The 6,331-nt window shown below is 72.6% G+C and carries 7 protein-coding genes; 2 read left to right on the top strand and 5 right to left on the bottom strand.

The window, feature by feature from the left end; all coding sequences use genetic code 11:
- The coding region (locus GT354_RS55770; protein ID WP_202511927.1) for a TerD family protein at positions 1-974 on the bottom strand (974 nt) is incomplete at its 3' end.
- Positions 975-1,225: 251 nt separating this feature from the next.
- On the bottom strand, positions 1,226-1,375 hold the full coding sequence (locus tag GT354_RS52600) for a hypothetical protein (RefSeq protein WP_202511926.1): 150 nt from the start codon (positions 1,373-1,375) through the stop codon (positions 1,226-1,228).
- A 216-nt stretch (positions 1,376-1,591) separates the two neighbouring features.
- Here GT354_RS52600 and GT354_RS15245 point away from each other — a divergent pair, with 216 nt between their 5' ends.
- Positions 1,592-2,662 (top strand): M48 family metallopeptidase, encoded by a 1,071-nt coding sequence (locus tag GT354_RS15245; RefSeq protein WP_161356856.1) that lies wholly within the window; start codon positions 1,592-1,594, stop codon positions 2,660-2,662.
- Positions 2,663-2,725: 63 nt separating this feature from the next.
- Here GT354_RS15245 and GT354_RS15240 read toward each other — a convergent pair whose 3' ends face one another.
- From GT354_RS15240 to GT354_RS15230, 3 genes are all read right to left on the bottom strand, one after another.
- Positions 2,726-3,778 carry a hypothetical protein gene (locus tag GT354_RS15240; RefSeq protein WP_161356855.1) on the bottom strand — a complete coding sequence of 351 codons (1,053 nt, stop codon included), beginning with the start codon at positions 3,776-3,778 and terminating at the stop codon, positions 2,726-2,728.
- A gap of 65 nt (positions 3,779-3,843) precedes the next feature.
- Positions 3,844-4,425 (bottom strand): hypothetical protein, encoded by a 582-nt coding sequence (locus GT354_RS15235; RefSeq protein ID WP_161356854.1) that lies wholly within the window; start codon positions 4,423-4,425, stop codon positions 3,844-3,846.
- Between the two features lie 176 nt (positions 4,426-4,601).
- Positions 4,602-5,864: a glutamate-5-semialdehyde dehydrogenase gene (locus tag GT354_RS15230; protein WP_161356853.1), complete on the bottom strand. Its 1,263-nt coding sequence runs from the start codon at positions 5,862-5,864 to the stop codon at positions 4,602-4,604.
- A 128-nt stretch (positions 5,865-5,992) separates the two neighbouring features.
- Between GT354_RS15230 and GT354_RS15225 the strand changes: the two genes are divergently transcribed.
- A partial coding sequence (locus GT354_RS15225) for an AMP-binding protein (RefSeq protein WP_161356852.1) occupies positions 5,993-6,331 on the top strand: 339 nt, incomplete at its 3' end.

The raw sequence follows: 6,331 nt of genomic DNA, 5'->3' as shown, positions 1-6,331 counted from the left end.
GGGTCGGGCTCGGCGCCGGGTTCGGGTTCGGGTTTGACGCCGGGTTCGGGCTCGGGCGCGACAACGGCTTCGGGCTCGGGCTCGGGCGCGACAACGGCTTCGGGTTCGACTGCGGTTTCGGGCTCGGGCTCGGCTCGGGTTGTGACCGCTGCCGGCGGCTGTACGGCCTCGGGCGCCGGGGCGAGATCGGTGGCCGGGGTCGGCTGGGGCTCGGGGCTCGGCTCCGGCTCGGGGCTCGCTTCGGGCTCGGGCGTCGGCTCGGGCTCAGGGCTCGGTCCGGGCTCCGGGCTGGGTTTCGGCGCCGTACTCGCCTCGGGTTGGGTGCTCGGCTCGGGCTCCGGGCTCGCCTCGGGTGCGGGCGTACGTGCCGGCTCGGGCGTACGTGGCGGCTCGGGCGCGGCCTCCGTCCGAGGCGCGGGCACCGTAGCCGCGTCGCTCGGCTCGCTGTCCCCCGCCGGCTCGTGGGCCACCATCACCGCCGCCGCGATCAACGCCTCGTCGGGGTCCGCGCCGAGATCGCGGACCAGTTGCTCCAAGCCCTCTTCGTAGCCCTGCCCCACCGCCCCGAAGCGCCATCCGTCGCGCCGATACACCTCGGCCAGGATCAACGCCCGTTCGCGGGTGAGGTCTTCGACCGGCAGGACGAACCGCCCGATCTCGCCGTCGGGGCCCACGAGTCGTACGAACGACCCGGCACCGAAGCCCGGGTCGCGCCCGGCGATCACGAAGACGAGTCGCTCGACGGCCTCGTCCACCGCGGCCAGGTCGACGTGGAACTCGGCCGTACCCGTACCGCCGGCCACCAGCGCGACCGCGCTCGTCAGCGACGCCGGTCGGGCCGTACACACGACGTCCAGATCGGTCGAGCCCAGGCTGAAGCAGTACGCCGCGAGTCCGTCGCCCGACACGTCGAATTCCACCCCGATGGCGGAGTCTGCCAACCCCGTCCGCTCGCCCATGGCGAAAGTACGCATCGAGCCTCCCCGGCCTCGCCGGCCCACCCCTGGCCCGGCGTCCGTCACCCTAACGCGCATGACAACGCACCGGGACGGCGATCCGCCGGCCCGGGGTCACAACACCGGAACGGCCGATCCCGCGACGGACGACGGGGCGGCGACGGCGACGGCGACCGCTGGGACCAGCGGTACCGAACGAGCGTGCCGTGCCTGCTCAGCGGTCCTTGTTGCCGCTCGGCGGTCCTTGTCTCGGCGGTCCTTGTTGCCGCTCAGCGGTCCTTGTTGAAGCGCGTCACGATGAACAGCAGGACGAGGAGCGTCGCAAGCGCACCGATCCCGGCGCCCAAGGGGTAGAGGTTCTCGTGCTTGCCACCCTCGTTGGCCAGCGTGGTGAGGACGGTGCTCGCGTGCTCGCTCATCCGTGGTCAGCCCTTGCGTAGTTTTTACCGACGTGTGCGGACGACATGGTACGGGCGCACAGGGGAGGGCGCGCGGCCAGGTTCCGGGGGCGACCCTCCACCTGCGCGCTCCGGCGCGCATAGTCTGGGACGGATCGGCCGAGGCAGTCGCGGCAGTCGGTACGGGCGGTCGAGGCAGGTGGTCGAGGTACAACCGTCGACGCAAGGGGGCACAGCATGCCGGACGACAACACGATCGGACCCTTCGAAGGGCGCAGGCGCTATCCCGGGATCTCCTCCCGGGCCTACGAACACCCCGCCGACCGCACCGCCTTGGTGGCGATGCGCCGGCTCAGCGGATTCGACACGATCCTCAAGCAGATGTCGGGCATGGTGTCCGAGCGCGCGATCCGGCTCGCGTTCCTGGCCGGCTCGGTCCGCGCCGGCGAGCAGCAGTTCCACCGGCTGCACGAGATGGCGCGCGAGTCGGCGTACATCCTGGACCTGCCGCAGGTACCCGAGCTGTACGTGACGCAGGACCCGCAGCCGAACGCGATGGCGATCGGCATGGACAAGCCGTTCATCGTGATCACGTCGGGGCTCGTCGAGTTGCTCGACGACGACGAGATGCGCACGGTCGTGGGGCACGAGACCGGGCACATCCTGTCCGGGCACGCCGTGTATCGCACGATGCTGCTGATCCTGACCCGGCTCGCCACCGTGGTGTCCGGCATCCCGTTGGGCTCGCTCGGCGTGCAGGCGATCATCACCGCGCTGCAGGAGTGGTTCCGCAAGTCGGAACTGTCGTGCGACCGCGCGGGTTTGCTCGTCGGGCAGGACCCCGAGGTGTCGATGCGCGCGCTGATGAAGGTCGCGGGCGGCTCGCAGTTGCACGAGATGAGCACCGACGCGTTCCTGGAGCAGGCGGCGGAGTACGAGGGCGCGGGCGACCTGCGCGACAGCGTGCTCAAGCTGATGAACCTGCTCGGCCGTTCGCACCCGTATCCCGTGGTGCGAGTCGCCGAACTGCGCAAGTGGGCCGACGGCGACGACTACGCGCGGATCCTCGCGGGCGAGTATCCGCGCCGCGAGGACGACGCGAACGCGTCGGTCCGCGCCGAGGCCAAGGCGTCGGCGAACGCGTACCGCGAGTCGATGCGCACCACCACCGACCCGCTGTTCGGTCTGCTGCGCGACCTCGCCGACGGCGCGGCGGACGCGGGCGGCAAGTTGCGTGACAAGTTCGCGGGGCGCCGCGACGAGCCGGGCGCGACGACCACCACCAACGGTTCGGGCGAGGGCGCCTGACGGCCCCTCAGGACACGGGAACGGGCGCGGCGTTCAGCCGGAGCCCCTCTTGGGCACCCCGGCTCACGGCGGGCTCGCCAGCCGGCCGCACGTGCCCGCTGCCGCCGCCGAGCCGTACGGGTCCACCCGCTCGTCCGGCAGCGGTGCGTCGGTCTGCGGGTCGGCGGCGAAGACCGGCCGGAACCAGGCCGCCGTGTCGCTCGCGCAGCGCTGCGGCGCGGCGGTCGTGAGCGCCCGGCGTACCTGCAACAACCCGGCGTGCAGGGCGTCCGCGTCGACGTGGAAGTCCCACACGCGGTGCACCGTGAAGCGTGTCCACCCGGGGCCGCCGGGCTGCCCCACCGCGTAGACGAAGACCACGTCGGCCGCCACCACGAGGTCGTCCCGGGCGAGTTCGCTCGCGGCGAGCGTGCCGGCCACCCTGGCCGGGACGTCGAGTACGCGGACCGCTTCCGGGTCGAACCGGGTCACCCACCCGGTCGGGGCGCTCCGGTCGTCGTCACGCGGGTCGGCCAGCGCCGCCCCGAGTTGATCGCGCTGCCCGCGGCGCAGCAGCGGCAGCGCGGACCACGGTCGGGCGCCGCGCAGTACGGCCGGATCGAGTTGGGTGTCGACCAGGAACTCCCGGACCAGGTCGAGGGCTTGGCCGACCTGGTCGGCGGTGAAGTGGGCGGTCGCGCGATGCTCGGCGGTGGAGATCCCCGCGGCCCCCTGCGCCCACGTCGCGGCCGGCGAGCCCGCCATCGGGTCCGCGGGCAACGGGCCGGGCGCCCACCCGACCGGCGGCGCGAGTGAGACCCGCTGGAGCACCGCCGCCCCGCTGTCCGTGTTCGGTCTCGGTGCCGACGCCCCGTGCGCACCGAGGTAGCCGGCCGCCGCGAGCACCGCGAGCACGATCGTCGCGGCGAGGGCGCCGCGCAACGACCGCAGCGGTATGCCGAGTACGCGGCGCAGCCGATGCGGTTCCTGCCCGCCGTGCAGCCGCTCGCGCGCCGACGGCTCGTGCAGGTCCGCCGCGCGTACGAAGGCCGCGTCGAAGACGACGGCGCCGAACTCGTCCTCGCCGTCGGGCCCGCCCCGGTTCGGGCCTTCGGGGGGCACATCGCGTCCGGACATGCAGCCGGCCTAGATCGGCGACGGATGGGTGAGCATGTGCGTGGACACCCCGATCTGACGGATGGTCAGCCCGGCCCGGAGTGCGCCGGCGCGGGTCGTACCCCGCCGGATCCCGAGGTCGAGGGGTTGCCGGCCGTCGCGGGGTCCCCCGGGGCCACCGTGACTCGCACCTGCGAGCTGTCCTGCCCCGGGAGCGGGGCGAACACCGGGTTGTTGTCGGACGGCGCGCTGCGCCCGGCACCCGCCGACGGCTGTGGGGCCGGAGAGGCGGGGCCCTGCGAGGAGCCGCTGCGGTAGACGGCGGTGACCGCCATCGCGACCACCCCCACGCCCATCAGGACGGCCAGCACCCACGCGACCCCGCGTCGCCAGCGCGTGGCGCGGGCCGCACGCGCCCACGGCTCGCTCGCGAACCACGACGGGACGTGCGAGGGCACGGGGGCGTGGTCGGGCATGGGCCCGGTGCGCGCCCGCCACGGGTCCTCACCGTCGGGAGGGTAGGCGCCGTCGTCGAACCAGTCACTGCGTTCGGCGCGGTCGACCTTCTTGTCGGTCCGCTCGGGTGCGGCCGGTGTGGGCGTCGGGGCAGGATCGACCGCCGCTCCACGCTCGTTCGCCGAGGGTTCGTGCACGCGTGCCGCGCGCACGAAGGACTCGTCGAAGATTACGGAGGAAAGCTCGTCCTCCGAGAACTCGGGAAAGTCTGGGCCGTCCGGAAACTCTGGCCCTGGTGATTCGGGCACTCCTAGACAGTATTACCGCAGGCGCCCCGATGGATACCGATTCATCGGACCCATCCGGGTGCCCTCGTCCCGATTCCTGGTCAGGAACGCACGTGACCGTCGCCCGTGACCACGTACTTCGTACTGGTCAGCTCGGGCAGACCCATCGGACCGCGCGCGTGCAGCTTCTGCGTGGAGATGCCGATCTCGGCGCCGAAACCGAACTGGCCGCCGTCGGTGAATCGGGTGGACGCGTTGACCATGACCGCCGTGGAGTCGACCAGGCTGACGAACTCGCGGGCCGCGGCCTGCGACGTGGTCACGATCGCCTCGGTGTGTCCGGAGGAGTGCCGGCGGATGTGCGCGACGGCGTCGCGCAGCGTGGGCACGACTGCGGCGGCGATGTCGTAGGACAGGTATTCGGTGTCCCAGTCGGCGTCGGTCGCGGGCACCACGTCGGCCGAGAAGGCCTGGACGGCCGCGTCGCCGTGCACGGTGACGCCGGCGTCCTTGAGGGCCGCGAGCGCGAGCGGCACGAAGGCGTCGGCCACGTCGGCGTGCACGAGCAGCGTCTCGGCCGAGTTGCACACACTGACCCGGTGCGCCTTGGAGTTGACGAGGATGTTCACCGCCATCGCGAGGTCGGTCTGCGCGTCCACGTAGACGTGGCAGTTGCCGACGCCGGTCTCGATCACCGGGACGGTGGAGCCCTCGACCACGGTACGGATCAGCCCGGCGCCGCCGCGCGGGATCAGCACGTCGACCAGGCCGCGCGCGGTCATCAGTTCCTTCACCGCGTCGTGCGTCTCGCCCGGTACGAGCTGGATCGCGTCGGCGGGCAGCCCGGCGCCGACGACCGCGTCGCGCATGACCGCGACGATCGCGGTGTTGGAGCGGTACGCCGAGGACGACCCGCGCAGCAGGACCGCGTTGCCCGACTTCAGACACAGCGCGGCGCCGTCGACGGTGACGTTGGGGCGGGCCTCGTAGATGATCCCGACCACGCCGAGCGGCACTCGCACCTGGCGCATTTCCAGGCCGTTGGGCAGCGTCGATCCGCGCAGCACCTCGCCGACCGGGTCGGGCAGGCCGACCACGTCGCGTACGTCGGAGGCGATGGCCGCGATCCGCTCGTCGGTGAGCGTGAGCCGGTCGATCATCGATTCGCTCGTGCCGTTGGCCCGGGCGAGTTCGACGTCCTGCGCGTTCGCGGCGACGATCTCGGCCGAGCGGGCCACGAGCGCGTCCGCGAGTGCGAGCAGCGCGTCGTCTTTGGCGCCTCGGGTCAGTGGCGCGAGGACGGCGGCGGCCTCCCGGGCGCGACGGGCGGTGTCGAGGACTGCGGAGGCTTCGCTGCTGGTCATGGGAGAAAGCCTACCTAGCGGCGGAAACGATCAACACGAGGATTTCGCGCTTCGAGACGCTTCCCCGTTGCGCCGTCCCCGGACACAATGACGCCTCCACGTGCTCGCCGGACGCAAGGAGCCCACCCGTGACCGCTGTACACGCCCGCCGGCACGGTGTCGCCGACCTGCTCACCCGGACCGCGGCCCGCTTCCCGGGCAAGGTCGCGATCGTGGAAGGCGAGCTGCGGCAGAGCTTCGCCGAGCTCGACGACACCGTCTCGCGGGCCGCCGGCGCGTTGGCGGCGCGTGGGATCGGCAAGGGGGATCGGGTCGTCCTGTTGGCCCGCAACTCGCACGGCTTCGTGGTCGCGTACTTCGCGCTGGCCCGGCTCGGCGCGGTCTCGGTGCCGGTCAACTTCATGCTGACTGCTCCCGAGGTCGGCTACGTCCTGGAGCACAGCGGGGCCCGCGCGGTCCTGGCCGGC

Origin of the sequence: Streptomyces sp. SID3343 (genome assembly GCF_009865215.1) — a bacterium.
Taxonomy (GTDB): domain Bacteria; phylum Actinomycetota; class Actinomycetes; order Streptomycetales; family Streptomycetaceae; genus Embleya.
The sequence above is the reverse complement of the archived record's forward strand: the minus strand, read 5'-3'. Positions and strand labels throughout refer to the sequence as shown.

Bases quoted from the DNA above. Each gene is read 5' to 3' on its own strand.
- GT354_RS52600 (WP_202511926.1), bottom strand. From the start codon at position 1,375: ATGAGCGAGCACGCGAGCACCGTCCTCACCACGCTGGCCAACGAGGGT.
- GT354_RS15240 (WP_161356855.1), bottom strand. From the start codon at position 3,778: ATGTCCGGACGCGATGTGCCCCCCGAAGGCCCGAACCGGGGCGGGCCC.
- GT354_RS15230 (WP_161356853.1), bottom strand. From the start codon at position 5,864: ATGACCAGCAGCGAAGCCTCCGCAGTCCTCGACACCGCCCGTCGCGCC.
- GT354_RS15245 (WP_161356856.1), top strand. From the start codon at position 1,592: ATGCCGGACGACAACACGATCGGACCCTTCGAAGGGCGCAGGCGCTAT.